This window comes from Marinovum sedimenti (assembly GCF_054052205.1).
This window is the reverse complement of record NZ_CM133223.1, coordinates 2,232,501-2,258,617: the sequence shown is the minus strand read 5'-3', so window position 1 is coordinate 2,258,617 and position 26,117 is coordinate 2,232,501. Positions and strand designations below refer to the sequence as shown.

The window sequence follows — 26,117 nt, the reverse complement described above, 5'->3', positions numbered from 1 at the left end:
GGATGCCCGAATTACCCGAAGTCGAGACGGTTCGCCGCGGCCTTGCCCCGGTGATGGAGGGGGTGGTGATGGCAGAGGTCGCCGTGAACCGCCCCGATCTGCGCTGGCCGTTCCCCGACCGCATGGCCGAGCGGCTGGGCGGCAAGCGGGTTCTGGCGCTGCGGCGGCGGTCGAAATACATCCTTGCCGATCTCGACAGTGGCGAGACGCTGTTGATTCATCTCGGCATGTCGGGGCGCATTTTGATCTCGGGCGATCCGCTGGGGCAATATGTGCACGATCACCCCGCGCCGGAAAAACACGACCATGTGGTGTTTGAGATGGAGAGTGGTGCGCGCATCACCTTTAACGACCCCCGCCGCTTTGGCGCGATGGACCTTTTGACCACCGCAACCGCCGAGGCGCATCCGCTTTTGGCGAAGATCGGGCCAGAGCCGCTTGGCAACGGATTCAGCGAATCCTATCTCGCCGAGGCCTTGGCGACGCGCAACACACCGATCAAATCGGCTCTCCTCGATCAGAAGATCGTCGCGGGGTTGGGCAATATCTATGTTTGCGAGGCGTTGTTCCGTTGCGGAATCTCCCCCAGTCGCAAGGCGCGCGATGTGGCGCGAAAAAAGGCGCAGGCGCTGGTGCCCACCATCCGCGAGGTTTTGACCGACGCGATTGCTGCGGGGGGCTCATCGCTCAAGGATTTCCGCCAAGCCGATGGCGAGCTTGGATATTTTCAGCACAGCTTTGATGTGTATGGCCGCGAGGGCGAGGCCTGTCGCACGCCCGACTGCGACGGTGTGATCACGCGGATCGTGCAATCGGGTCGCTCAAGCTTCTATTGCGCCAATTGCCAAAGATAGCTTGAACCGCATAGTCAGAGTGATAAGCACGTAAAACTGACCGAAACAACGGAAAGCATCTAACATGGCCTATGAGACGATCATCGTCGAAGTAGAAGACCACGTTGCCACCATCACCCTGAACCGGCCCGACGCGCTTAATGCGTTGAATTCCCAGTTGTTGGGCGAGCTGTGCAAGGCGCTGGGCGAGGCTACGGAGAACGACAAGGTGCGCTGCATCATCCTGACCGGCTCGAACAAGGCGTTCGCCGCCGGGGCCGACATCAAGGAGATGGCAGACAAATCTTATGTCGACGTGTTCACAGAAGATTTCTTCTGGCCCGAACATCAGGCGATCATGGGCGTGCGCAAACCCATCATTGCCGCCGTCGCAGGCTATGCGCTGGGCGGCGGTTGCGAGTTGGCCATGATGTGCGACTTCATCATTGCGGCTGACAACGCTAAATTCGGCCAGCCAGAGATCAATCTTGGCGTCATCGCCGGGCTTGGTGGCACGCAGCGCCTGACCCGCCTGGTGGGCAAGTCCAAATCGATGGACATGCACCTGACGGGCCGCTTCATGGACGCCGAAGAGGCCGAGCGCGCGGGGCTTGTCAGCCGCGTGGTGCCCGCCAAGAAGCTGTTGGAAGAGGCGACAGGCGCGGCGCAGAAGATTGCCGAGAAATCCATGCTGGCCGCGATGGCCGCCAAGGAGGCCGTGAACCGCGCCGAGGAAGTCTCGCTCGACGAGGGGCTTTTGTTTGAAAAGCGGCTGTTCCATTCGCTGTTTGCCAGCGAAGACCAGACCGAAGGCATGGCCGCCTTTCAGGAAAAGCGCCAGGCGCAGTTCCGCGACAAGTAAGCAAACACAGCAAAGGCCGGGCGCTGTGGCGTTTTGGCCTTTGCAATCGCGGTGAATTCATGTAATTCCCGCCGCCATACATGCGCGTGCAGCCCGCTCAGGCTAGAATCATCCCGGTGACAACAGGTCCGGTCGGTCTGGCATTGCGCTATTACAATTTGAGATACCAGACCCGCGAAAGGGAAGATCAGCATGGCCAATACACCCCAGTCCAAGAAACGCGCTCGTCAGAACGAGAAGCGTGCCCTCATCAACAAAGCACGTCGCTCGCGTATCCGCGGCCAGCTGCGCAAAGTCGAAGAGGCGATTGCCTCGGGTGACAAAGACGCGGCAACCTCCGCTCTGCGCGCGGCTCAGCCCGAACTGATGCGCGGCGTTTCGCGCGGCGTGATGCACAAGAACACCGCCTCGCGCAAGATGTCGCGCCTGTCGGCTCGCGTCAAAGCACTCGGCTAAGGACGGCCTCAAGGGCAGGGCAAAGCCGCCCCGACCTTCGATGATTCTGCAAGAAGGCGCCCCGGTTTGGGGCGCCTTTTTTAATGTTTATTTTACGATGACGTGGCACCCTGTGGCGCGTCTGCACAGCCTCTGAGATTCTTTTCCAGCATTATCCGAGTCAAGATTTAGTTTAGGTTGCCGGTGCGCCGGACCTGTTGCTAGTTTCAATCCTGCGATTCACCGTCGCACTGGGGGGACAGGCGCGAACAGTCGATTTGCCACGACTGGGCTACTCATTGATTGCATGTAAAATGCAATAACTCCAATGAGTTACAGCAATTCGCTTGATGCGTGTCCAAGTTAAAAACGAGGTGGTTGAGACAACGAATCCCGAGAACGCAAGTTCTTGGTCGGGGTTCGCTGTTCTATTGGCCGGATGATGTTGTCGGATGATCTGGCAAGGGGGCATCGTTCGGAGAATTGGGGAACCGGGTGCTGCTACCCGGAAATTGGAAACGGACGCAGGGACAAATGACAAGAGACCAGTGGGGACAGCTACAGGGGCAGTTGCGTGAGACCGTTGGAGTAAACAACTACGCAAACTGGATTGAGCCGTTGGAATTCGACGGGGTAACAGACGGGGTGGCGCGCTTTCAGGTGCCCACCAGCTTTCTCGGCAACTACGTTTCGCGCAACTTTGGCGAACTGTTGCTGTATACGATGACAAATGCCGGGGCCGAGGTGCGCGACATCGCCTTTAATGTGCCGGCAAACAAGACCAGCAATCCGGCGATGGCCGCCGTGACCAACCAGACCGGCAGCGTGCCGCGCAAGCCGGCGCCGAAACCGGCCGCCAAAGCGGCGCGGTCCGAGATGGCCGATCTGCTGCCAAGCGCGCCGCTCGACAAGCGCTTTACCTTCGACACCTTTGTCGTCGGCAAGCCCAACGAACTCGCGCATGCAGCAGCACGTCGGGTGGCCGAGGGCGGCGAAGTGACGTTCAATCCGCTGTTCCTTTACGGCGGTGTCGGGCTTGGTAAGACGCACTTGATGCATGCGATCGCCTGGGATCTGAAATCCCGGTCGCCGCATCTCAATGTGCTGTACCTCTCGGCGGAGCAGTTCATGTATCGCTTTGTGCAGGCGCTGCGTGATCGCAAGATGATGGACTTCAAACAAATCTTCCGCTCGGTCGACGTGCTGATGGTCGATGACGTTCAGTTCATCGCCGGCAAGGACAGCACACAAGAAGAGTTCTTTCACACCTTCAACGCGCTGGTGGACCAGAATAAGCAGATCATCATTTCGGCGGACCGTGCGCCGGGTGAGATCAAGGATCTGGAAAACCGCATCCAGTCGCGTTTGCAGTCGGGCCTCGTGGTCGATCTGCACCCGACGGATTATGAGCTTCGCCTCGGCATTCTGCACTCAAAGCTGGCCACTCACCGCTTGCAGTATCCCGATCTGGAGCTTGACGAGAAGGTGCTCGAATTCCTCGCACATAGGATCTCGACCAACGTGCGTGTGCTTGAAGGTGCTTTGACGCGGCTGTTTGCCTTCGCGTCGTTGGTGGGCCGTCCGATCACGATGGAACTGACGCAAGACTGTCTGGCGGATGTTTTGCGCGCCTCGGAACGCAAGATCACCATCGAAGAGATCCAGCGTCAGGTGGCCGAGCACTACAATATCCGCATGTCGGAATTGATCGGCCCCAAGCGGGTGCGCATCTTTGCCCGTCCGCGTCAGGTGGCGATGTATCTGTGCAAGCACCTCACTTCGCGGTCACTGCCCGAGATCGGTCGCCGCTTTGGCGGGCGGGACCATACCACTGTGATGCACGGCGTGCGTCGCATCGAAGAGCTCAAGATTCAGGACGGCCAGATTGCCGAAGACCTGGAAATGCTGCGCCGCTCACTCGAAGCGTAGGCAAAAGGCATCGTTTGGCGGGCCAACTTCACTCTTGGCCCGCCACGCCCTTGACGCCCCTCCCAAACCATTGGAAACCTGTCTCTAACGCCCGAAAAGGGCTTGGAGCGACCGGGGGATGCGGCTAACGTGCCGATCCCGGGCTTTCGGAGGGACAGGGATATGAAGATCAGCATCGAACGCGGCACATTGCTCAAGGCAGTGGCGCAAGCGCAATCGGTTGTCGAACGGCGCAACACCATCCCGATCCTTGCCAATGTGCTGATCGAAGCCGAAGGCGACAGCGTTTCTTTCCGCGCGACCGATCTCGATATCGAGGTGGTCGACAAGGTCAACGCCCAGGTCGAACGGGCCGGGGCAACAACCGTTTCCGCCGTCACTTTGCATGAAATCGTGCGCAAGCTGCCCGATGGCGCGCTTGTCACGCTGACGGAAGAGGGCGCATCGGGGCGCTTGACGGTCGAGGCGGGGCGGTCGAACTTCTCGCTCGCGACGCTGCCGAAAGAAGATTTCCCGGTGATGGCGACGTCGGAATATGCCTGCAACTTCTCGGCCCCCGCGCCGGTGCTGCGGCGGCTGTTCGACAAGTCGAAGTTCGCCATCTCCACCGAAGAGACGCGGTATTACCTCAACGGCGTTTACATGCATGTGTCGGACGGCGAAAACGGCAGGGTGCTGCGCTGTGTGGCCACCGATGGCCACCGTCTGGCGCGGATCGATGCTGACCTGCCCGAGGGTGCCTCGGATATGCCCGGCGTGATTGTGCCGCGCAAAACCGTGGGCGAGATGCGCAAACTGCTGGAAGACGACGACATGGAGATTGCGGTGTCGGTGTCGGAAACCAAGGTGCGCTTTGCGACGCCAGAGATCACGCTGACGTCGAAGGTGATCGACGGCACGTTCCCCGATTACACCCGCGTCATTCCGCAGGGCAACACCCGCAAACTGGAAGTTGACGCCTCTGATTTCGCCCGCGCGGTGGACCGTGTGGCCACTGTTTCCTCGGAACGGTCGCGCGCGGTGAAGCTGTCGCTTGACGAAGATCGTCTGGTTCTGTCGGTCAATGCGCCCGACAGCGGTGCTGCCGAAGAAGAGCTGGCCGTGGCGTATAACGACGAGAAGCTGGAAATCGGGTTCAACGCGAAATACCTGCTGGAGATCGCCAGCCAGGTGGACCGTGAAAACGCGGTGTTCATGTTCAACTCCTCTGGCGACCCGACCTTGATGCGGGAAGGCAACGACACCAGCGCGGTGTATGTCGTCATGCCGATGCGGGTGTGACGCCCGTCGCAATTTGCACTCGGCGCGGAATCAAGGCCGCAGGCCGCCGCGCCATCGCCGACACGCCCCTCCGGGGCGGCGATTTTTGTGGGACAGCGTCTCGCTTTCAATGTATTCGGCTTTGAGTGATAAAGTGGCCTACATCTTCGTCGGATCGCCGCCCCGCGTGTCGGCGATGGCGCGGCTCATCGTAAGAAGCTAGGGCATGTCGACCCACGTCACCCATCTTGAACTGTCGCATTTCCGCTCGCACAAACGGGTTGAGATCGCCTGCGATGCGCGTCCTGTTGCGCTGTACGGGGCCAATGGCGCGGGCAAGACCAATATCCTGGAAGCTGTGTCGCTGATGTCGCCCGGCCGGGGTCTGCGCCGCGCCAGTGCCGAGGAAATGACCCGCAGGCCCGAGGCGCTGGGCTGGAAAGTCACCGGCCTTTTGCACGCTGAAGGGCGGCTGCATGAGATCGAGAGCCTGTCGGACCGCGGGGCCGCGCGGCAGGTGAAAATCGACGGGAAAGCGGCAAGTCAGATCGCCCTGGGCAAACTGGCGCGCGTGCTCTGGCTGGTTCCGTCGATGGACCGGCTTTGGATCGAGGGCGCCGACGGGCGGCGGCGCTTCCTTGACAGGATGACGCTGAGCTTTTTCCCAGACCACGCCAATGCTGTGCTTGATTATGAAAAGGCGATGCGCGAACGCAACCGGCTGCTCAAGGATCAGGTGCGGGATGCGCATTGGTACAAGGCGCTCGAGATGCAGATGGCGCGGGCAGGGGCGGTGATCCACGCCAACCGACAAGCGGCGTTGGCGCGGATTTCGGCGGCGCAGCAGGATGCCGAAACCGCCTTTCCAATCAGCGAGCTGGAATTGAGTGCCACCGAAGGTGAAATGCCCGCCACCGAGGAGGATCTGCGCGCCGCGCTGGCCGAGAGCCGGTTTCGCGATCTGGCGACGGGGCGGGCGATGGTGGGGCCGCACCGGGCCGAACTGCACGCCGTCTTTGCCGCCAAGGGCGTGCCGGCGCGCGATTGCTCGACCGGGGAACAGAAGGCGCTGCTGATTTCGCTGATCCTTGCCAATGGCCGGGCCTTGGCGAATGACATCGGCAGCCCGCCGATCCTGTTGCTCGATGAGGTCGCGGCGCACCTTGATGGCGCCCGTCGCGCGGCGCTGTATGACGAGATTTGTGCGCTGGGCGCACAGGCTTGGATGACCGGCACCGGCCCCGAATTGTTCACTGATCTCGGCGATCGCGCCCAGCGTTTCGAGGTGCGCGAAGAGGGCGGCGAATCCGGCATAGCAGCGGGTTGACGTTGCGGCCGGACTGACACAAAATCTTGTGCCATTTGCGTGACATGCTCAGGAAAAAAGCATATATTTCGCAGGACAGAAAAAGAAGGCACCGCATGTCCGAGCAAGCACAACCCGCACCCGAGTATGGCGCGGATTCGATCAAGGTTCTCAGAGGCTTAGAAGCAGTCCGCAAACGCCCCGGTATGTACATCGGTGATACCGACGATGGCTCGGGTCTGCATCACATGGTTTATGAGGTCGTGGACAACGGCATTGATGAGGCGCTGGCCGGTCATGCCGACTATGTGCACGTCAAAATTCATGCGGATAACTCGGTTTCGGTGCGGGATAATGGCCGGGGTATTCCGGTCGATATCCACGAGGAAGAGGGCGTTTCCGCCGCTGAGGTCATCATGACCCAGCTGCACGCGGGCGGCAAATTCGACAGCAATTCCTACAAGGTCTCGGGCGGTCTGCACGGCGTTGGCGTCTCGGTTGTGAACGCCCTGTCGGTCTGGCTTGAGCTGCGGGTCTGGCGCAATGGTCAGGAGCATTTCGCCAAGTTTGAACACGGCGAAACCTCCGAGCATCTGCGCGTTGTTGGCGATGCCCCCGGCGAATCCGGCACCGAAGTCCGGTTCCTTGGCTCGACCGATACGTTCTCCAACCTCGACTTTGATTTCCACACGCTGGAAAAGCGTCTGCGCGAGTTGGCGTTCCTCAATTCCGGGGTGAAGATCATCCTCGAAGATGACCGCCCTGCCGAGCCGCTGCACGTGGAGCTTTACTATGACGGCGGCGTGAAGGAATTCGTCAAATACGTTGACCGGCACAAGACCGCGGTGATGCCCGAGCCGATCTATGTCAACGGCGAGCGTGACGACATCGGCGTTGAAGTGGCGATGTGGTGGAACGACAGCTATCACGAAACGGTGCTGCCGTTTACCAACAACATCCCCCAGCGTGATGGCGGTACCCACCTTGCGGGCTTCCGTGGCGCGCTGACCCGGACAATCCAGAAATACGCTCAGGAAACCGGGATTGCGAAGCGCGAAAAGATCACCTTCACCGGCGATGATGCGCGTGAGGGCCTGACCTGCGTGCTGTCGGTCAAGGTGCCGGATCCCAAATTCTCGTCGCAAACCAAGGACAAGCTGGTCAGCTCCGAAGTGCGCCCGGCGGTGGAAAACCTTGTTGGTGAAAAGCTTACGGAGTGGTTTGAAGAAAACCCTGCGATGGCCAAAATGATCGTCGGCAAGATCATCGAAGCCGCGACAGCGCGCGAAGCGGCGCGCAAGGCGCGTGAGCTGACCCGGCGGAAATCGGCGATGGATGTGAACTTTCTCGCGGGCAAGCTTAAGGATTGCTCCGAAAAAGACCCGTCGAAAACCGAACTGTTCCTCGTCGAGGGTGACAGCGCCGGTGGGTCGGCGCAAACCGGTCGTGACCGGGGCACACAGGCGATCCTGCCGCTGAAAGGTAAGATCCTCAACGTCGAGCGCGCGCGGTTTGACCGGATGCTGGGCAGCCAGGAGATTGGCAACCTTGTGATGGCGCTCGGCACCGGTATCGGCCGCGATGAATTCAACATCGCCAAGCTGCGTTACCACAAGATCGTCATCATGACTGACGCCGACGTTGACGGCGCGCACATCCGCACGCTTTTGCTGACGTTCTTCTTTCGCCAGATGCCGGAATTGATCGAAGGCGGCTATCTCTACATCGCGCAACCGCCGCTTTACAAAGTCAGCCGTGGCAAGTCTGAGGTCTATCTTAAAGACCAAGCCGCGATGGACGATTACCTTATGAATCAAGGTATTGAGGGCGCGATGCTCAAGCTTGCCGGTGGCGAAGAGATCGCGGGCCAGGACCTGTTGCGCATCGTCGATGAGGCGCGTCAGCTCAAGCGTGTGCTCGATGCCTTCCCGACGCATTACCCGCGCCACATCCTCGAACAGGCGGCGATTGCCGGGGCGTTTGTGCCCGGTGCGGTAGACGCCGATCTGCAAGCCGTGGCCGACAAAGTTGCCACCCGGCTCGACCTGATCGCTCTGGAATACGAAAAGGGTTGGCGCGGTCGCATCACCCAAGATCACGGCATCCGCCTCGCCCGTATTCTGCGCGGTGTCGAAGAGGTGCGCACGCTTGATGGACCGATGATGCGGTCTGGCGAGGCGCGGCGCACCGGCTCGTTTACGAAATCGCTGCAAGAGGTCTACGGCACCGCCGGCACGCTGCATCGCAAGGACCGTTCGCAGCGGATTCACGGGCCGCTCGATCTGTTGGGCGCGATCCTGGAAGAGGGCGAAAAGGGCAACGCGTTGCAGCGGTACAAAGGCTTGGGCGAGATGAACCCCGGTCAGCTTTGGGAAACCACATTGGACCCGGACGCCCGCACGCTTTTGCAGGTTAAGGTTGACGATGTGGCCGAGGCGGACGACATCTTTACCAAGCTGATGGGCGACGTGGTCGAGCCACGCCGCGAGTTTATCCAGAAGAACGCGCTGAGTGTGGAAAATCTGGATTTCTGACGGGTTGTAGGGACGCGCATATTTTTTCGCGGTGCGCATATTTTTTCGCGCCGCGAGACTGCGTAAATTAAAGTAAACGTTTATTTATCAGATAGTTAAGTGATTTCGGTCGAGCGACGGTGTTTTGTTCGTTGCGTTCGGGATCAATGTTTCTCAGCAACTCCGCATCTTCTCAGGCAAAACCTTGATCTGCTGAATTCAGTCATTGCCCATGAAAGGCAGTGAAAGTTCACTCAACCTTTCTGGGCCCTGTGACCTCTCCTTCCTCCCAGAGCATCATAGATGATTTTGTTATCTGTTGCCGCAGGTTAGCAATTGCTTACCAGGCAGCGACAGGCAGATAGGGCGGAAAGCAGAATTTCGCTGCAAGTCGCGCGAATGTCTGCTTTGCACTACGCATTCTCTTAGTTGGGGCCTGAGTTCTAAGCCTAAGAAAGGCGAGTATCCATGAAAAATTCTTATAATATTCCTCCGTAAGGTACTGCCATTCCTTTTGTCGCGCTCTTGCAGCTTCGTTGATACCAAGACGCGTGCAATCCCGTAACCGCTCCGTTGCTACCGCGGTGATTTTGCCTTGATCCGGGCGACAAGGTCGGTGTCATCGACAAAGTCGTCGAGGAAGTCGTGCCAGGTCTGGGTTGTCAGGCGTGCTTCTCTGATCATGTCAGCCAGCTCTTCGATGCCGTAATCGGTGAGGCCAGTCATGCCCTCCTCTTGCCCTGTATAGATGCGGATGATGCTGCCGTAGGTCAGATTATCATCGTTGCGGATGATTGCCTCGAGGAGGTCTTGGTCTTCGCCAAGCATTTTCGCGACGTGGGCGATTGTGCAAACATGCGTCACTGCTGCCATCAGGCTGCCTTCGATTGCGCGGTTCCAACGGGCACCCAATTCCAAGGTAGCAATTCGTCGAGACGGTTGATCTTGTGATCATGGATGCGGTCGAGAATGTTGGCCAGATAGGCCTGCGGATTGAGGCCGTTGAGCTTGGCGGTCTCAACGATCGTCATGGCCCGGACAAGGGTTTCCGCACCGGTATCGGCCCCGGCAAAAAGCCAATTTTTGCGGCCTATGCCAATCGGTCTCAGGGCGCGTTCGGCCGGGTTGTTGTCGATTGCCACGCGGCCATCCTCAAGGAACAAGCAGAACGGCGTCTGACGGCTCAGACCATAGCGGAATGCCTTGGCGAGATCGCCTTTGCCGGGGATGCGCAGGAGCTGTTGTTCCGACCAAGCGAGGAAGGCTTCGACCTTCGGTTTGCTCAGCTTTTGGCGCGCGGCAAGGCGCAGATCGGCAGGCTGGCCTGCGATGTCGCGCTCGATATCGTAGAACGCCCCAATCCGGTCGAGCGCTTCACGGGCGATCTCGGATTTGGTGGATGCCCAGACGTCATGGAAGTCGCGTCGCAGGTGCGCCCAACAGGCGGCCTCGCGGAAGCGCGTGGTTCCGTCCGGTTCTGGGTCATAAAGCTTGGCATACCCCTTATAACCGTCAGCCTGCAGGATGCCGCAGCCTTCCGAGAGGTGCCGCAAAACATGCTCTTCTTTCCAGTCCGGGGCGAAGTAATAGATCGCCCCCGGTGGCGCTGAACCCGCCCATGGGCGCTGATCACGAACATAGGCCCATATCCGGCCCCTTTTTACGCCCTTGCCGAGGCCCTTGTCGCGCAAGGACCGGTCCAGCACACGGATTGGCGTGTCGTCCGCATGCAGCAGATCACTGCCCATAATATCAGCCTCGATCCGCTCGATAAGCGGCTGGAGGGTTTTCATGGCACGTCCACACCAGCTGACAAGCGTGCTTTCGGGAATATCTGCGCCCATGCGGGCAAAGATCTCGTGCTGGCGATACAAAGGAAGATGATCGTCAAACTTTGAGACCAGAATATGGGCCAGCAGGTTCGGACCCGCCATGCTGCCGGGGATCGGGCGGCTTGGAGCGGGCTCCTGCACCATCTTCTCGCAGCGACGACAGGACTTTTTGATGCGGGCAATCTGGATCACCTTCATCTGGGCTGCGATCATATCAAGCAGTTCGCTGACATCCTCGCCCACTACACGTAAATCACCACCGCAATCAGGGCAGCAAGTGCCAGGATCGAGTTCACGACGCTCGCGCGGCGTTGCGTCAGAGACGCGCGGACGACGGCGGAGCTTCGGAACTGCCGTCTCATCGGGTGCTGGCTCATTCTGACCTTCATCGATGAGGTCATCATCCCCTTCGGCGACAGCGACCAACAGGTCTTCCAGCGCCAGTTCCAATTGTTCGATCTCGCGCTCGATCTTTTCCGACGTTTTGCCAAAGGCCAGTTTCTGCAGCTTGGCGATCCGCAAACGCAGTGCCTGAACAAGTTGGTCATGGACACGCAACGTGGCCGATATCTTGGCATTCTCTGCCTGCAAAGCAGCGATCATTGCCTTCAGAACAGCGGGATCATCAGGAAGATTTACAACATGGTTTGACATGCGTCCAACTACCATGGCGCAAGTGGAAGCGCCATAAAAACAAGGCTAATCAGGCGGATAATTCACCCAACTCGAGCCGGTGGTGCGCCCCAGTTCGGGCGACGCCAATCTATCCCTTCCCACAACATTGCCAACTGCGCCGAGGTCAGCCGCGCCGCGCCCTCTGTCGCTGCGGGCCAGGGAAATCGACCGCGTTCGAGCACTTTGTAATAGAGGCAGAACCCCTGACCGTCCCAATAGAGAAGCTTCAGCCGGTCGCCCCTGCGCCCCCGGAAGGCAAAAACCGCACCGCCTGTCGGCTTCTGGCGCAAGACATCTTGGACCAGAGCTGCCAGACCGGCGATGCCCTTCCTCATGTCCGTGACGCCGCAGGCCAGATACACCCGAACGCCGGTCCCCGGGCCGATCATGCCGCCTCCACCGCTCGGATCAGCAGCGTCAGCAACGCCGCGTCCATGTTGCTGTCAAAGCGCAGGCAGCGCCCGCTGCGTAGACGCAATTCGACCGGCTTGGGCTCTGCTCCGGGGGACGCTTCGGAGATGGCGGGAACGCGGTGCGCGGGTGGAATATCGACAGCAAGGAACAGCACGCCGCTCTCCGGCGGCAAAAGCCCTTTCTTCTTCAGATCATGGCGCCAGGCATAAATTTGTTGCCGTGTCACATCATGGCGCTGCGCAACTTGCGTCACTGTCGCATTATCGATCCCGACCGACATGACGATCCCGAGCTTCTCTTCATCGCTCCACCGCCGCCGCCGCTCAAGTCCAAGAATTTCACCCCGCATCAACACCCCCGCATAAGACACGTCGCAAACGACGTCGTTATGCACGTGTCTTAGCCCATCACGCCAAAATCAGGCAGGCGGTAGCAACGGAGCGGTTACGCAATCCCTTTGAAAAAGTGCTGTTCTACATGCATTCAACCAAAGGACGATTCATTTTGTCGAAGATTAACAAATCAGACATTTACGAGAAGAACTTGAATTTTCTGCTTGGCTCTGGGGCATCCTATGGCTTGCTGCCGACCCTTGCTCTGCAAGTTAAGGAGAATGGATCTGACAAAGCACATACGGTCGAAACTTTGGCGACAAAGTACGAGAACAATGCAGACTTCTTAGCGCATCTTTTCTCTTGGTATGTTCATGAGGTTATTCTTCCTGCCGCCGAATATGATCCCGGCAATGCGTTTTTTAATACCGCGCCACAAGACGCAGCGGTTGAAAACTACCGCCAGTTCCTCGAAACGATTTTGAAGATACTGAGCAAGAAAAGTCACAAAAAAAGGGTTAACATCTGGACCTGTCACGCTTTAGTGCCGCCCCAAGTGCTCGTTTATGCCACCTTTCGTTCAAAAGCGACCGGGCTTTTCCAGCCGAGTGCCGAGTGGCGTCGGCGAGGATTGTAGAAGCCGTTGATGTATTCGAAGATCGCCATCTCAGCCTTCCGTCGCGTTTCCCAAGGGTGTCTCCAGATCAGCTCAGCTTTGATGGTTTTGAAGAACGTCTCGACCGCTGCATTGTCGTAGCAATTTCCTTTACCGCTCATGGACACTTTGAATCCATGCTGACGCAGGATCTTCTGATAGTCGTGAGAGCAGTATTGGGCGGATTCAACTGGTCGTCGCAACGGTTGGTTTATATCTTACCGCAGGACGTCGTCCAATGCCTCTGCAGGCGTTCTCCAGCCAAGCGTTTTGCGGGGTCTGCTGTTGAGTGTGTGTGCCACGGCGTTCAACTCGTCCTCACCATGCGCACTTAGATCCGTTCCTTTGGGAAAGTATTGGCGCAGCAGGCCGTTGGTGTTTTCGTTAGAACCGCGTTGCCAGGGGCTTTGAGGTTCGCAAAAGTAGACGTCGATCCCGGTTTCAGACGTCAGCGTTTCGTGCTGAGCCATTTCAGCACCTTGGTCCCACGTGAGTGATTTACGCAAGTGTTCGGGCAGATCCTGAATGGATTTGGCGATGGCGTCGCGCACGGCTTCAGCGCCGTGCCCGGCAAGAGCTGGGCCGTTCTTGAGGCGCAGGCCCGTTCCATGGCCGGGCATAGGTGGCAAATGAAGCAGCAGCGTAAAGCGGGTTTTGCGTTCAACCAATGTGCCGATCGCAGAGCTTTTAAGACCGAGGATCAAATCTCCCTCCCAGTGTCCTGGAACCGCACGATCCTCGACTTCGGCTGGACGTTCACTGATCATTATCTCGTCCGTAACGTAAGCCTTGCCTTTACCCTTTCGTCGCGCGCGAGGAACGCGCAAGGCGCGGCCAGAGCGCAGGCAAGCGACCAATTCTCGACGCAGCGCACCACGCCCCTGAATAAACAAGGACTGATAAATGGCTTCATGGCTGATACGCATCAAGGGGTCATCCGGATAATCCAGCGGTAGGCGGCGTGCAATTTGCTCAGGGCTCCAAGCCAGGGCCCATTTGCGGTGCTGGCGCCGCACCGAACGCCGCTTTGTCCAGCGTACGGTAGGACCAGCGACAACATCCCCATCGGGGCCCGCTATCTGACCCGACAGCCGCTCTTCGACATAGTGCCGCAACATATCATGTCGTGCCAGTTTTGTTGTCTTGGGTCTGCGCGCTGCACGATCAGCGTGCCATTGGGCGGTTGTCGCGCGATACTCAAAACCGCCGCTGCGCGTTGCTGCATTACGACGCAATTCTCTGGAAATCGTAGAAGCAGCTCTGCCAATCTTACGGGCGATCGCGTTGACGCCCAAACCTTGAGCCCGACAAAGCGCAATCTCTTCACGTTCTGCAAAACAGAGATAGCGCCCCGAAGGTGGCGGTGCGGAACTGGAGTATTGTGATGGCGGCATGCCTCCGGCCTCTCGAAACCAACGACTGCCAACAGGGGCAGACGCTCCAGCTTGAACTGCGGCTTCTTCGCTGGAAATGCCCTGTTCAATCAATCGCCAAAACAAAACTTGCTGAGCGCGATCTGCCACTTTGGGCCGTCCTGGCGAGCGCATCTTGTCTCGGGTGCTTCGATCCGAAGCTCGTTTGTGTGTTGTCATCACAACCTCCAATCTGGAACCGTTGCGACGACCAGTTGAATCCGCCTTGGCTGCCGCGATCCGTGTGGTGGATGCAGTCTTTCGGCGGTGACCGGAACGCGATGGCCATTTTCAAAGCCCGGATCGCAAGATCGCGCTTCATGCGATTGCTCACAGCCCACCTGTTACCCGGCAGTGGTTTGCCTTTGCAAACCATGAGAGGGCGATGACACGACGGGAATGCAAATCTATGACCACAGCCAGATACAGCCATCCCTCACGGGTCCAGACGTAGCTTATGTCACCAGCCCATTTCTGATTTGGCCCATCTGCGTTGAAGTCACGATCCAGCAGGTTTGGCGCGATATTGAACTTGTGATTGCTGTCTGTGGTCACCTTGTGTTTGCGCGTCCTGACCACAGATATGCCGTTCTGACGCATCAAGCGCCCGACACGGCGGTGCCCGACATCCAGACCAATCTCTTTCAGTTCTTCGGTCATCCGTGGCCTTCCATAACTGCCCAAACTAAGACGGGACTGTTCTTTGATGTGGGCCAAGGTCACCAGATCTGACCGCTGCCGACGGCTGGCAGGACGACTGCGGAAGGCACGTAGACCGCGTGCGCTGACACCAACGACATCGCACAAGCGATTGGCTGGGAAGCTGGACATGTGCTCTTCGATGAACCTAAACCTCATTGCTTTAGACCCGCGAAGAATTGGGTGGCCTTCCTAAGAAACAGCCGCTGTCTCCGGGATGGGCGCCAATGCAAATCCGAGGGTCTTGGCGCGCCGTTGAAGGTTTGACAGCACACGTTGCCGATGTCGTTCGTCATAAGCTGCGGCGCCTTGATCTTGGTAAGTCATGCCGTGCCGCACAGCGTTGTAAAACAGAACTGCGATCTTGCGCGCCGTTGCGGTCACCGCCTTCTGCTTGCCGATCCGGGCCGAGAGGCGTCGATAGAACGCACCGAGGGCCGTGTCACTTCGGCCAATCGTGACGGCTGCAAGACGCAGAAGTGCAGCGGCGCGGCTTGAAGATCGGCGTGTCCGCGAAGACAGCAGCTTGCCACCAGAGATCTTGTTGCCCGGCGCCAGACAGAGCCACGACGTGAAGTGCTTGGCGCTCTTCCACGCGCGCAAATCCGTGCCGCATTCGGCCACCAGCTTCAAAGCCAGCGACGGCCCAAGGCCATGGATCTGCGTCAGGTCCGTGCCCAGCACCCCGTAAAGTGCAGCGCGCACATCGAAAGACGGCGCGTTGTGCTGCTTGCACTTGATCCGTGCCTTGGGCAGTGGGGCCAGATCTCCATCTGCCTTGGCAGTCAGCGCTCCGACCGCCGTCTCGAGCCTGCGGTCGCATGCTTCGATCTGCGATTTGTAGAAATCGTAAAGTTCCAGCGACTGTGTCAGGGCAAAGACATGCTCCTCACGGTCGTTGCCGACCAGCGCGGCCTTGATCGTGTCCATAGAGGATTTGCAGCGAACATCCCGGAACGCGGCGAGAGCCTCCGGATCACGCTCGCCAGCGACGATGGCGCGGATGATCCGCATACCGGTCCCGCCTGTGATATCGGAGACGACATGATGCAGTTGCAGGTTCATCTCCATCAGCGCCTTCTGCATGTGTTGGATGTGAGCGGCGGCATATTCTGTCAGGCGTTCGCGCTGGCGCATATAGGCGCGCAAGGTGGCGATCTCGGCCTCAGGCCGAAAACTGCCACGCAACAGACCATAGGAGTGTAGCTGACGCAGCCATCCGGCATCGCTGACATCGGTTTTGCGGCCAGGCACATTCTTGGCGTAACGGGCGTTCACGAGGATGACCTCGAAGCCATTCGCTTCCAAGATCTCGAAGGCCGGTATCCAGTAAACGCCGGTCGACTCCATGGCCACGCTGGTGACACCGCACGACCGGAACCAGTCGGCAAGGTCGTGCAAATCTTGTGTGAATGTCCCAAAGGCGCGCACTGGCATGATGTCGGTGTCAGGGTTCACAGCCGCCATGTGCATCGTCGAGCCGATGTCGATCGCGGCCGCATTGGGATTGACCATCTTCAAGTCCGGGTGGCCACCGGATTTACGCTTCGTCATGGCACCTCCTCCGTTCAAGGCGAAGGGCGTGGGCTATGCAAGTTCGTCATCTTCCTAACCGGGATCACCGCGATGGCGGCGTCACCACTCTCAAGTGCGCATCAGCCCATGTGCCACGTTTTTTAACGGGGTCCAGCCCACCAATAAGCCATCGGCAACTGCCCTTCAGGCGCAGCATAGCACAGGCTGTTTATACTGCGCACAGGCGGGCTGCGGCCGGGAACGGTTTTTTAAGATCTCCCTCTCCTCCTTGAGGAGCCTGATCTCGCGCCGAAGCCGATCATTCTCTTTGGCGAGGTCTAAATCCTCTTTGGAAACCACGTCTGTATCTCGGTGCGCGGTGATCCATTTGTTCAGCGTTGACATGCCAACACCCAGATCGTCAGCCACCTGCTTACGTGTTAGCCCACTGGTTAGTGCGATACGAACCGCATCTTGGCGGAATTCGTCCGTCCGTTTCAGTCCCATAGTCAATCTCCTTTGTTGCAGTAAATGCTATCAAAGGAGCGGCATCAAACCGCGACAGGTCCAAGTTCATGGAAAATGCGGAAAACGTTTTTCTGATCGGTGGCCCTGGGGCAGGCAAAAGCCACATCGCAACGGCCATCGGCGTCCAGGCCATCGAGCATCACAGATGCAAAGTGCGTTTCTACTCGACCGTGGAACTCGACAACGCTCTGGAACAGGAAAAGGCGCTCGGAAAGGCCGGAAAAATGGCCGAGATGCTCACCAAAGTCGACTTGGTCATTCTCGACGAACTCGGCTATTTGCCGTTCAGTTCATCAGGCGGCGCATTGCTGTTCCACCTCCTGAGCAAACTATACGAGCGCACCAGCGTGATCATTACCACCAACCTCAGCTTCTCAGAATGGGCTCAGGTCTTCGGCCCCTCCCGGCGTTTGCAAGCAAACGTCTGCCGGGCAACGGATGCCAAGATGACCACCGCGCTGTTGGACCGCCTCACACACCGCTGCCACATCCTGGAAACCGGCAACGACAGCTACCGTTTCAAGGCCAGTTCCGAAGCAGCGAAGAAAACAAGGAAGGAGGCGCCAGCATTGACCGCGTCATAAGCACCGACGCATAAGAAAAAGTGGGTCAATTCTCGGTGAAAATACCGGGTCAGTTCTCAGTGACAATCAACAGCCTTCTGCTAAGAAAGCCACCGAGACGCGTTTCTTGCAAGATTTCGAATTTAGAATGAGCGAGTAAAGGAGCTCAGAAAACAAGCCAGAGGTCGAAGCACTCTTGCGTATGAAGCTTGGTCCGGGGCTCGCGGCAATTCGCATTCCTCGTGTGTCAGGCCAATTCGATGCAAGAAGACATTCGGCACCGCGTTAGCCAACTTCTCGCCTGGAGTGGAAAAGCCTTCACGTCGAAAAGTGCCTATGAGTCAATAAGATATGACTCTCTTTCATGGGCAATGGTAAGGCTTAGGGAGTCGGGAGCTCTAAGACAACACACTTGCCTCTACGCGATTCCAACCGAGAACAGCTATGAACGAAATGTGACTACACGGAGCGTTCCGCCTCAATCTCTAATAAATGTATGGTAACGCGGTTCTAAGCTCTATTGCGGCGCGAAAATATATGCGCTTCCCTGCACTTACGAGGGAGAGGACATGCCGTGCGCATTCCGGGGTGATCCGGTCGGGGATTCCGATTTGATCCGGTCACCCATTCCAATCTGATCCGGTCACCGATTCCGGGGTATCCGGTCACCCTTTCGGGGTGAGGTTGTGACGCTGCCGGGCAGTCCTGTGGCGGGCTACGCTTGTTCTTTCAAACAGAGCAGGCGGCCCCATGAAGAGACTGAAGATGCGGAAGATCAGAGAAGCGCTGCGGCTTCACGCCAGCGGATTATCGACCCGGAAGATAGCGACGAGCCTTGGCGTCGGGCAAAGCACGGCCAGTGAGTATCTGAAGCGGATTGAACGGGCCGCGCTCACATGGCCGCTTGCGGCGGAGATGACGGACGCCGCATTGGAAGCGCTGCTGTTTCAACCGATCGGTGGCGCCAGCCGACTTGTCGAGGCGCAACCGGATTGGCCGACGATCCATCGCGAGCTCAAGCGCCCGGGCGTGACACTGTCCTTGCTGTGGGAGGAATACCGCGCCGTTCATCCGGAAGGCTATGGATACAGCCGGTTCTGCGATCTGCATCGCCGTTGGAACGGGCGTCTGACGCCGGTGATGCGCCAGCACCATGTCGCCGGGGAGCGGGTTTTTGTCGACTACGCGGGCACCACGCTGGAGGTGATCGACGCAGGCACGGGCGAGGTTCGTCAGGCGCAGTTGTTCGTGGCCGCACTCGGGGCCTCGAACCTGACCTATGCCGAGGCAAGCTGGAGCCAGAGCCTGTCAGACTGGATCGGCGCGCACTGCCGAGCTTTCAGCTACTTCGGCGGCGTCCCGGCGCAGGTGGTATGCGACAACCTGAAGTCCGGCGTGACCAAGGCCTGCTTTTTTGAACCGGCAGTGAACCGGACCTACGCCGACATGGCCGCGCATTACGGCACTGCTGTCGTGCCAGCACGGCCCTACAAACCCAGGGACAAGGCGAAGGTCGAGGTGGCAGTTCAGATCGCAGAGCGCTGGATCGCAGCGCGTCTGCGCAACCAGCGGTTCTTCTCGCTGGCGGAACTGAACGCGGCGATCCGCAGCCTCCTCGACCAGCTCAATGATCGGGTGACCCGGCATCTTGGTGCCAGCCGCAGGGCCCTGTTCAATCAGGTCGAGCGATCCGCACTGCGGTCCTTGCCCGCGGCCCCCTACGTTTTTTCTGAATGGAAGCAATGCACTGTCGGACTCGATTATCACGTCGAGGTGGACAAGCATTACTACTCGGCCCCGCACAGCCTGCTGCGGGAGAAGGTCTGGGTCCGGCTCACTGCGCGGACGGTCGAGATTTTCCACCACGGCAAACGTGTCGCCGCCCACGCCAGAACGTCCTCCAATCGCAAGCACACCACCATCGCCGATCACATGCCAGCCAGCCATCGGCGTTACTCCGAATGGTCGCCGCAACGATTGAAGAACTGGGCTGCGAAGATCGGGCCCAATACCGCGACGCTGGTCGAAGTGATCCTGCGCGACCGCAGCCACCCCGAGCAGGGTTTCCGCTCCTGCCTCGGCATCATGCGCCTGGCCAAACCACACGGCCCAGAGGCGCTGGAGGCGGCTTGCGAGCGGGCGCTCACGATCGGGGCGCGGTCCTATTCGTCGGTCAATTCGATCTTGAAGAACAACCTGCATCGCAACCAGCCCGAACCCGCCGCGGACGGGCCCGCGATCCAGCACGGCAATATCCGCGGCCCCGGTTACTTCCATTGCAAGGACAAACGATGTTGACCCACCCCACCTTGGACCAGCTCCGACAGATGAAGCTCGACGGCATGGCCGAGGCTTTCGTCGACTTGCAGGCGCAAGATGCCACCACCGACCTGAGCCACGCCGAATGGCTTGGCCTACTGGTCGACCGCGAGGTCGCTACCCGCAATACCCGGCGGTTCCAGACCCGCATGCGAGCGGCAAAGCTGCGCCACGTCGGGGCAGCCATTGAAGACGTCGACTTCCGCACACCGCGCAAACTGGACCGGGCATTGTTCCAGCAACTCGCTACCGGACGCTGGATCAAAGACGCCCGCAACCTGATGATCACCGGCCCCTGCGGGGTCGGGAAGACCTGGCTTGCCTGCGCCCTGGGCCAGAGAGCCTGCCGCGACAACCTCACCGTCATCTACCAGCGGCTGCCACGCCTGTTCGCCGATCTCGACTTGGGCCATGGCGACGGACGCTTTCCACGCCTTTTCCGATCGCTGGTAAAGGCAGACCTGCTCATTCTCGACGACTGGGGGCCGGACCGCCTGACCGCCGGTCAGCGTCGCGATCTCATGGAGATCGTCGAGGACCGCCATGGACGCGGCTCGATCCTGATCACCAGCCAACTCCCGGTCGCAGCCTGGCACGACGTCATCGACGAACCCACGTTCGCCGATGCCATACTCGACCGCTTGGTCCATAACGCCTATCGCCTCGAACTGGACGGCCATTCAATGCGCCGCTCGACAGGTGCCACAGAAAAAGTTGACGAAGGCCCCACGGCCTGACATCAAAAACCATGCCTTCGCGGCGACGATCCTCAAGTGACCGGATACCCCGGAATGACTGACCGGATGTTGTCGGAACAGCCGACCGAATGCGTCGGAATGCGCAGACATGCCGCGTTGAGAGTCGGAATTTGCCTCATGAGCTTTCACTCCCGTTCATGGGCAATGGCTGAATTTAGGTGACCATTAGTCGAGCGCAGATATCTTGGGCGTCTGTGAGGTAGCGATCCAGAATAGCAACGAGTGAAATGCGACTGCACGGATAATTTCTCCTAAGTATCTGATAAGTCGTAGCTAATACTTCCTTCAGCATTCTCGCGGTGCGCATGACTTTGCGCGCCGCCGATAGATATTCAGCGGTTGCCGCTCAGTGACATATCGGCGGTTGGGATATTAAGCGGCGGGACGGGGTGCCGAGGGGGTTAGCGGGCTAAGCTTTGAAACGGATGGCCGCATTCCGGTTAACTGTTTCGTTGCCGTTTAGTGGCGAAATCCATCATTTAGATGTGCAGTTCGCCCGCAGGTTTTGAGTGTCCAGAGAGCTCCGGATGCGCCTGCCTTTGCGATGTGGGGAAGAACAGTCAAGCCGAAGCGGACGGCTGCAAGGGGCCGCAAGCCCTTCATGTCACGTGAGAAAAATCTGCATTCACCACGGAATCACTTTTTCCCGCGCGCGGCCTTTTCTTCTTTGGTCATCTTGTTGTTCCAGGTGTTGTTGCTCAAGCCGAGCTCGCTGGGGAGCGGCTTGGTTTTGCCGACCTTGACCTTGCCGCCCTTGTTCAGGAATTCCTGAATCAGCGCGTCATCCGTGTTTTCTTTGGGAATTTTCTTCATATGACCAGTCTTACGCGAACGGTCGCTTGTGTCACGCACCATCTGATGAAAGATCGCCTTGGTCGCGTTCGCAGGCGACGAACGGGTTGCGCGCTTGGCCGGGATGCAAGACCTTACACGGTAATCGCAAGAGGAGTTAACGGCATGATGATCTATGGATTGAGCACCTGTGCAGTGTGTCAAAAGGCCCGTAAGGCGCTGGAGGCAGAGGGCAAGGAGGTCGATTTCCGTGATGTCCGGGCCGACCCTCTCAGCGACGTTGAGCTGGCGGAATTGATTGCAGAGTTCGGGGATCGATTGGTGGACCGAACGTCGAATGATTACCGGGGGCTTAGTGATTGGCTGAAGAATTCAGAGGCCGAGGCGCAGATTTCGGCCAAGCCCAAGGTGATGGCGCGGCCGGTGATCCGCGATCAGGATGCGCTGTATCTGGGGTGGGACGAGGCGGTGCAGAGTGCTCTGCTTGCCGGTTGATATCCCAAGATGGGTAAGGGGCGCGTTGGGCCGACATAGCCGTTGGCCAGTCTAGCCTTTGGAATCGGCTCCGGTTGCGCGGGGGCAGCGCCCGAGGCATCAAGCGTTGGGGAGTGGCGTCCAGCCGCACAACGCTGACCCACTCGCTAACCATAAAGCGCCAGCATTTCGTTGAGATCTTCCAGCGTGTTTGCCTCGGAAACCGGCTTGTCCTTGCGCCAGCGCAGCATGCGCGGGAAGCGGAGCGCGACGCCCGATTTATGGCGCGACGAGGCCTGTATGCCCTCAAAGGCGATTTCAAAGACGTGCGCCGGCGTCACCTGCCGCACCGGACCGAACTTTTGCAGCGTATTTTTGCGCACCCAAGCGGTGATCTGGCGAAATTCGGCATCGGTGAGACCGGAGTACGCCTTGGTAAAGGGCGTCAGCTCGTCACCGTTCCAGACCGCAAAGGTGTAGTCGGTGAACAGGTTGGCGCGACGCCCGCTGCCAGATTGCGCATAGATCATCACCGCGTCGATGGTCAGCGGGTCGACCTTCCATTTCCACCAATCGCCGCGTTTGCGGCCCGCCAAATAGGCACTGTCGCGTCGCTTGATCATCAACCCCTCGACATGGTGCTGGCGCGACTGGAGCCGCACCTCGGCCAGCGCATCCCAGCCGGCAAACGCCACCTCTTGCGACAGGCGTAGCGGCACTTCGGGCGGCACCTTGTCCAGCAGAGCGGCCAGTTGCGCGCGGCGCTTCGCAAAGGGCACCGAGCGCAGGTCTTGCCCATCGGCTTCGAGTAGATCGTAGGCCATAAAGATCACCGGCGACGCGCGCAGCACCTTGGCCGGCACCTTCTTCAGCCCGATGCGCTTTTGCAGCGCGTTAAAGCCTAGAGGCCGCTCGTCCTCAAAGGCCAACAGCTCGCCGTCCAGCACCGTGCCGTCGGGCAGGACATCAGTCAGCTGCGCCAACTCGGGGAAGCGGTCGGTCATCAACTCTTCTCCGCGTGACCAGACATGATGTGTGCCGCCACGGCGGATGAACTGGCCGCGAATGCCATCCCACTTGCGCTCGGCGTGCCAGTCGGCGGGATCGCCCAGTTCGGTGGGGTCATCCACCGGATGCGCGAGGTAAAATGGGTAGGGGCGAGAGAGGTCGGCGGTGGGGTCATCGGCCTCGATCAGCGCGTCCCAGCTGGTGGTCTCAGGCGTCCAGTTGCCCATAAGCTTGTGGGTCAGCGTCGCCTCGTCCTGTCCGGTCGAGATTGCGAGGGCGCGGGTCATCAACCGAGCACTGACGCCCATGCGAAAACCCCCGGTCAAAAGCTTGTTGAACAGAAAGCGTTCGCGCACTTCGAGGCTGTCCCAAGCGGCAATGACCGCAGTCTTGCGCGCCGCTTCTTCCAGGGTCGCAAGCTCCTTGACCGTGGCGATCCAGTGGCTGAGGCTTTGGTCGCGCTGTTGGCTGGGGTCCGGCAGAACAAGGCTGATGGTTTCGGCCAAATCGCCCACCACATGATAGCTGTCCTCAAACAGCCATGTCGGCAGCCCAGCCACCTCGGCCGCCCATTCGCGTAACCGGGTCGAGGTGACGGCGCGCCGGGGCCTGCGTCCGGTGAAAAGCGCGATGGTCCAGAGCCGATCCTCCGGCGCGGCGCTGCCCAGATAGGCGGCCAGCGCCTCGACCTTGACGGTGGTCTTGGTGGTTTCGTCGATGCGGGCGAACAGCGCGGCGAACTCCTTCATGTGGCCTCCTCGCCGTCATCGCCGGTGTATTCGGTCGACACCACATGCGCGTCATAACCCTGTTCCGAAAGATAGCGCTGGAACGCTGTGGTGTAGCCGTGGGTGACAAAGACCTTCTCGGCCCCGGTGGCCTTGATCGCGGCGTTCAGCCCCTCCCAATCGGCATGGTCCGAGACGACAAAGCCCCGGTCGGTGCCGCGCCTGCGCCGCACACCGCGCAGCGCCATCCAGCCAGAGGCGAAGGCGGTGGCGGCCTTGGGGAAGCGCCGCACCCAATTGTGCGCGGTGCTGCCCGGCGTGGCGATGATCAGCGCGCCGGGGTGGGTCTTGGCCGAGACCTCCTCGGTGATCCGCACGGTCTCGGGCAGGGCGATGCCCTGGGCGCGCAGCACCTCATTGGTGTTCTCGACTGCGGTGCCGGTCAGCAGCGGGCCAATGCCGGTGTCGACCGTGCGCATCAACCGCTGCGCCTTGCCCAGAGCATAAGCGCCAATAAGCGAGGGGCGGCCCACGGCGGCATTGGCGGCCCACCAGGCGTTGACCTGCTGCACCAGTTCTTCTTGCGGGGTCCACTTGAAGATCGGCAGGCCAAAGGTGCTCTCCGAGATGAAGGCATGGCAGCGCACCGGCTCGAACGGTTCGGATAGCCCGTCGTCGACCGTCTTGTAATCGCCCGAGGCCACCCAGACCTCGCCTTTGACCTCAACCCGGATCTGCGCCGAGCCGGGCACATGGCCCGCAGGATGGAACGACACTCGCGCACCGCCAATCTGCCGGGGCTCGCCATAGGCAATGGTCTCGATCTGCGCCGCATCGCCCAGCCGATAGCGCATCACTGGGGCCGTGGCGTTGGTGGCGAGATAGTGGCCCATGTCGGGGCGGGCGTGATCGGAATGGCCATGCGTGATCAGCGCGCGCGGCACCGGGCGCCAGGGATCGATATGGAAATCGCCTGCGGGGCAATAGATGCCGCTGTCTGTGAAGGTGAGAACGTCAGCCATGGCTTTGTTATAGGGCGGCGTGGCGGTCGGGAAAGGCGGGCCTCTGTGGTGGCCAGCATATAAGGTGCGCTGCGCGGGGGGCTGCTCTCCTATACGGGGTGTGCAAATGCAGGGGGTGAGCGGTGGGCGCGCCGGAGTTCTGAGGCGCGATCGCTCTAAGTGCCGAAAGAGTTCGGGTAACGGGCCGCGAAGTCGACCCTTTTCGACGGCTTCGACCAGAAGCGGCCCTTTGGGGCTGCTTTTTGGTTTTAGGCGAGTCGGCTGGGGGCGAGTCGGGGGCGACTCAGGGGTTTTGGCGGTGAATCGGGTCCGAGTCGGGAGTGACTCGCGTGTTGCTCGTGTCTGATTTGGCGTGAATCTGTGGGTAAGGCTGTGGAGAAGTTTGGATTGAGGGGAAACGAGTCGGATTGGGCGCTGCTTGGGGGGTGGGAAATCGGGATCGGGTGGATTTGTCTGAAGAAACTTCATCCTGTAAGCCGTTGATATTGTTATATTGTGACGGATATTTGAAGAAAAGATCATTGTTTGGTCAAAAAGGCCTTGCGGGTTTTAGGTGCTAACCGTAAAAGCCCCCTCACCGGCGGCGCTGAGGCGCACAACGGGACGCGAGACGGGGCGGCGGCGAGGCGGAGACGCGGAGCTGACGCAGACGAAGCGGAGAAGAAAATTAGAGGTTTTGACGGGCGGGCGCGCCGATAAGTTTGGGCGCATCCGGTTTGTTTTTGTCTCTGCGCTGTTTGACATTGCTAATATCTGAAGAGATATGTGGGCGGTTTGGTTCGTTTCGACGGATGGACGTCTGTATATCAACGCCGGTAGGGATTTGCTTTCGAGTGAGTACCGATGACCGGTGTCAGCTTCACTGTTTGTATGGACTTTCGGTTTCTTAGAAACCTGAAGCACAGACAGACAGATGACTTTTGGTTGCCACTCTCGTTCCTAGCCGGGTGAGGGTGCTGTGACTGTCTACTCCCCGGGCGCTTCGGCGCTCAAGTAGATGGCTACGGTCGTGCAATCAAAGATGTGCAGAGGTTCAACCGTCAAGGATACGCAGTAATGCGTTTCAACTTGAGAGTTTGATCCTGGCTCAGAACGAACGCTGGCGGCAGGCCTAACACATGCAAGTCGTGCGAGACCTTCGGGTCTAGCGGCGGACGGGTTAGTAACGCGTGGGAACATACCCTTCTCTAAGGAATAGCCACTGGAAACGGTGAGTAATACCTTATACGCCCTTCGGGGGAAAGATTTATCGG

At 59.2% G+C, this 26,117-nt stretch carries 20 protein-coding genes, 1 rRNA gene and 4 pseudogenes (1 of these 25 only partly in view); 13 read left to right on the top strand and 12 right to left on the bottom strand.

Translation table 11 applies throughout. The features are described 5' to 3' along the window. Positions 1 to 2: 2 nt before the first annotated feature. The 7 genes from mutM to gyrB all read left to right on the top strand — a co-directional run bounded on the left by mutM (position 3) and on the right by gyrB (position 9,159). Positions 3 to 854, top strand: coding sequence for a bifunctional DNA-formamidopyrimidine glycosylase/DNA-(apurinic or apyrimidinic site) lyase (mutM, locus tag ACW9UO_RS10875; protein WP_457085826.1), 852 nt, complete (start codon positions 3 to 5; stop codon positions 852 to 854). Between the two features lie 64 nt (positions 855 to 918). Next, the gene (locus ACW9UO_RS10870; protein WP_457085825.1) at positions 919 to 1,695 is read left to right on the top strand and encodes an enoyl-CoA hydratase; all 777 of its coding nucleotides are present in this window, start codon (positions 919 to 921) and stop codon (positions 1,693 to 1,695) included. A gap of 192 nt (positions 1,696 to 1,887) precedes the next feature. Then, positions 1,888 to 2,151: a 30S ribosomal protein S20 gene (gene rpsT / locus ACW9UO_RS10865; protein WP_457085824.1), complete on the top strand. Its 264-nt coding sequence runs from the start codon at positions 1,888 to 1,890 to the stop codon at positions 2,149 to 2,151. 513 nt (positions 2,152 to 2,664) lie between these two features. Then, on the top strand, positions 2,665 to 4,059 hold the full coding sequence (dnaA, locus tag ACW9UO_RS10860; protein ID WP_457085823.1) for a chromosomal replication initiator protein DnaA: 1,395 nt from the start codon (positions 2,665 to 2,667) through the stop codon (positions 4,057 to 4,059). Positions 4,060 to 4,221: 162 nt separating this feature from the next. Then, positions 4,222 to 5,340 carry a DNA polymerase III subunit beta gene (gene dnaN, locus ACW9UO_RS10855; RefSeq protein ID WP_457085822.1) on the top strand — a complete coding sequence of 373 codons (1,119 nt, stop codon included), beginning with the start codon at positions 4,222 to 4,224 and terminating at the stop codon, positions 5,338 to 5,340. A gap of 205 nt (positions 5,341 to 5,545) precedes the next feature. After that, positions 5,546 to 6,646: a DNA replication/repair protein RecF gene (gene recF / locus ACW9UO_RS10850; RefSeq protein ID WP_457085821.1), complete on the top strand. Its 1,101-nt coding sequence runs from the start codon at positions 5,546 to 5,548 to the stop codon at positions 6,644 to 6,646. A 95-nt stretch (positions 6,647 to 6,741) separates the two neighbouring features. After that, on the top strand, positions 6,742 to 9,159 hold the full coding sequence (gene gyrB / locus ACW9UO_RS10845) for a DNA topoisomerase (ATP-hydrolyzing) subunit B (RefSeq protein WP_457085820.1): 2,418 nt from the start codon (positions 6,742 to 6,744) through the stop codon (positions 9,157 to 9,159). Between the two features lie 555 nt (positions 9,160 to 9,714). Here gyrB and ACW9UO_RS10840 read toward each other — a convergent pair. From ACW9UO_RS10840 to tnpA, 4 genes are all read right to left on the bottom strand, one after another. Further along, positions 9,715 to 10,011 (bottom strand): hypothetical protein, encoded by a 297-nt coding sequence (locus ACW9UO_RS10840; RefSeq protein ID WP_457085819.1) that lies wholly within the window; start codon positions 10,009 to 10,011, stop codon positions 9,715 to 9,717. Continuing rightward, the gene (gene tnpC, locus ACW9UO_RS10835; RefSeq protein WP_457085818.1) at positions 10,011 to 11,624 is read right to left on the bottom strand and encodes an IS66 family transposase; all 1,614 of its coding nucleotides are present in this window, start codon (positions 11,622 to 11,624) and stop codon (positions 10,011 to 10,013) included. The genes ACW9UO_RS10840 and tnpC overlap by 1 nt, the downstream gene beginning before the upstream one ends. Positions 11,625 to 11,686: 62 nt before the next feature. Then, positions 11,687 to 12,034, bottom strand: a complete 348-nt coding sequence (gene tnpB / locus ACW9UO_RS10830) for an IS66 family insertion sequence element accessory protein TnpB (protein ID WP_457085817.1) — start codon at positions 12,032 to 12,034, stop codon at positions 11,687 to 11,689. Next, positions 12,031 to 12,408: an IS66-like element accessory protein TnpA gene (gene tnpA / locus ACW9UO_RS10825; RefSeq protein WP_457085816.1), complete on the bottom strand. Its 378-nt coding sequence runs from the start codon at positions 12,406 to 12,408 to the stop codon at positions 12,031 to 12,033. Before tnpA ends, tnpB begins: the two co-directional genes overlap by 4 nt. Before the next feature lie 116 nt (positions 12,409 to 12,524). Here tnpA and ACW9UO_RS10820 point away from each other — a divergent pair, with 116 nt between their 5' ends. Continuing rightward, entirely contained in the window at positions 12,525 to 13,028 is a 504-nt protein-coding gene (locus ACW9UO_RS10820) for a hypothetical protein (RefSeq protein ID WP_457085815.1), read from the top strand. Here ACW9UO_RS10820 and ACW9UO_RS10815 read toward each other — a convergent pair. The 5 genes and pseudogenes from ACW9UO_RS10815 to ACW9UO_RS10795 form a co-directional block, all read right to left on the bottom strand. Next, positions 12,956 to 13,228: pseudogene (locus ACW9UO_RS10815) on the bottom strand (integrase core domain-containing protein); the annotation flags it as partial. The gene ACW9UO_RS10820 and the pseudogene ACW9UO_RS10815 sit on opposite strands and share 73 nt — an antisense overlap. A gap of 36 nt (positions 13,229 to 13,264) precedes the next feature. Then, positions 13,265 to 14,638, bottom strand: coding sequence for an IS30 family transposase (locus tag ACW9UO_RS10810; protein WP_457085814.1), 1,374 nt, complete (start codon positions 14,636 to 14,638; stop codon positions 13,265 to 13,267). Between the two features lie 46 nt (positions 14,639 to 14,684). Beyond that, positions 14,685 to 15,349 (bottom strand): annotated as a pseudogene (locus ACW9UO_RS10805) (IS3 family transposase); the annotation flags it as partial. Beyond that, a complete protein-coding gene (locus tag ACW9UO_RS10800; RefSeq protein WP_457085813.1) occupies positions 15,350 to 16,711 on the bottom strand; it encodes an IS110 family RNA-guided transposase in 1,362 nt (453 codons plus the stop codon). It lies immediately after the preceding pseudogene. A gap of 213 nt (positions 16,712 to 16,924) precedes the next feature. Next, positions 16,925 to 17,179, bottom strand: a pseudogene (locus ACW9UO_RS10795) (transposase); the annotation flags it as partial. Positions 17,180 to 17,235: 56 nt separating this feature from the next. Here ACW9UO_RS10795 and ACW9UO_RS10790 point away from each other — a divergent pair. The 3 genes and pseudogenes from ACW9UO_RS10790 to istB all read left to right on the top strand — a co-directional run. After that, positions 17,236 to 17,784 (top strand): annotated as a pseudogene (locus ACW9UO_RS10790) (ATP-binding protein); the annotation flags it as partial. 729 nt (positions 17,785 to 18,513) lie between these two features. Further along, entirely contained in the window at positions 18,514 to 20,061 is a 1,548-nt protein-coding gene (gene istA / locus ACW9UO_RS10785) for an IS21 family transposase (protein WP_457085812.1), read from the top strand. After that, a complete protein-coding gene (istB, locus tag ACW9UO_RS10780) occupies positions 20,055 to 20,819 on the top strand; it encodes an IS21-like element helper ATPase IstB (protein WP_457085811.1) in 765 nt (254 codons plus the stop codon). Before istA ends, istB begins: the two co-directional genes overlap by 7 nt. Positions 20,820 to 21,476: 657 nt before the next feature. On the opposite strand, the gene ACW9UO_RS10775 is transcribed toward istB, so the two are convergent. Next, positions 21,477 to 21,695 (bottom strand): hypothetical protein, encoded by a 219-nt coding sequence (locus ACW9UO_RS10775; RefSeq protein ID WP_457088688.1) that lies wholly within the window; start codon positions 21,693 to 21,695, stop codon positions 21,477 to 21,479. A 102-nt stretch (positions 21,696 to 21,797) separates the two neighbouring features. Here ACW9UO_RS10775 and ACW9UO_RS10770 point away from each other — a divergent pair, with 102 nt between their 5' ends. Next, on the top strand, positions 21,798 to 22,127 hold the full coding sequence (locus tag ACW9UO_RS10770) for an arsenate reductase family protein (protein WP_457085810.1): 330 nt from the start codon (positions 21,798 to 21,800) through the stop codon (positions 22,125 to 22,127). Between the two features lie 146 nt (positions 22,128 to 22,273). On the opposite strand, the gene ACW9UO_RS10765 is transcribed toward ACW9UO_RS10770, so the two are convergent. Together ACW9UO_RS10765 and ACW9UO_RS10760 are read right to left on the bottom strand one after the other, a co-directional pair. Next, positions 22,274 to 23,863, bottom strand: a complete 1,590-nt coding sequence (locus ACW9UO_RS10765; protein WP_457085809.1) for an ATP-dependent DNA ligase — start codon at positions 23,861 to 23,863, stop codon at positions 22,274 to 22,276. Continuing rightward, on the bottom strand, positions 23,860 to 24,864 hold the full coding sequence (locus ACW9UO_RS10760; RefSeq protein WP_457085808.1) for a ligase-associated DNA damage response exonuclease: 1,005 nt from the start codon (positions 24,862 to 24,864) through the stop codon (positions 23,860 to 23,862). Before ACW9UO_RS10760 ends, ACW9UO_RS10765 begins: the two co-directional genes overlap by 4 nt. A 1,064-nt stretch (positions 24,865 to 25,928) precedes the next feature. On the opposite strand from ACW9UO_RS10760, the gene ACW9UO_RS10755 reads away from it, so the two are divergent. Further along, positions 25,929 to 26,117: ribosomal RNA gene (locus tag ACW9UO_RS10755) — 16S ribosomal RNA — on the top strand; it runs 1,276 nt beyond the window's last position.